Here is a 791-nt window from a genome sequence, read left to right on the forward strand (position 1 = left end):
GCGGAACATGTAGTCGCGCTTGTCGTAGCGGGTGGCGACCGCGCGGTGGCCCTTGAGCTTGTTGATCGCCCGCTCGACGACGTTGCGTCGCTTGTACTCCTCGGCGTCGAAGGCGGGTGGTCGGCCACCTGAGCTGCCCCGCCGCAGCCGGTTCTTCCGTTGGTCGGCCGGCTCTGGGATGGTCGCCTTGATCCGGCGTCGTCGCAGGTGGGAGCGGATTGCACGGCTGGAGTAGGCCTTGTCGCCCAGCACCTGCGCGGGCCGGGTCCGAGGTCGCCCGCGGCCCCGGCGACGAATCCGGATCCCGGTCATGACCGGTTCGAAGGCCAGTGAGTCATGGCGGTGCCCGGCGGTCGTGACCCGGCAGATCGGGCGGCAGCGGGTGTCGGCGGCCAGGTGAATCTTCGAGGTCAACCCGCCACGGGACCGGCCCAACGACTCCCGGGCGGGCTTCGCCGCCGATTTCTTGTCATTCGATCCCGCCCCCTGTGTCTAACTCGGTCGGTGCGACGACCTCCGCGGGGACATCGACGGGCGGCTCGTGGCGGGCACCGGCGGCGTGCTGGTGGGCGCGGACCACCCCAGCATCGATCCCGACCGTCCAGTCTGGGCCTTCGTGAGCATCGGCGCCGCGGCGTAACTCGTCGAGGATCCCGACCCAGGTGCCATCACCTGACCAGCGGCGATGCCGGTTGTAGACGGTCTTCCAGCACCCATACGGCGGAGGCAGGTCCCGCCACGGCAGTCCACACCGGGTCCGCCAGAACACCCCGTTGATCACCTGCCGGTGA

The 791-nt window shown here is 69.9% G+C and carries 1 protein-coding gene and 1 pseudogene; both read right to left on the reverse strand.

The features are described from left to right. A pseudogene (locus tag KME75_RS42070) lies at positions 1–450 on the reverse strand (IS5 family transposase); the annotation flags it as partial. A 19-nt stretch (positions 451–469) separates the two neighbouring features. Continuing rightward, positions 470–791 (reverse strand): transposase (locus tag KME75_RS42075; protein WP_219420658.1); only part of this gene is annotated, 322 nt, incomplete at its 5' end.

The sequence above is a fragment of the Pseudonocardia nigra genome (assembly GCF_019396355.1).
In the GTDB taxonomy this organism is placed as follows: domain Bacteria; phylum Actinomycetota; class Actinomycetes; order Mycobacteriales; family Pseudonocardiaceae; genus Pseudonocardia; species Pseudonocardia nigra.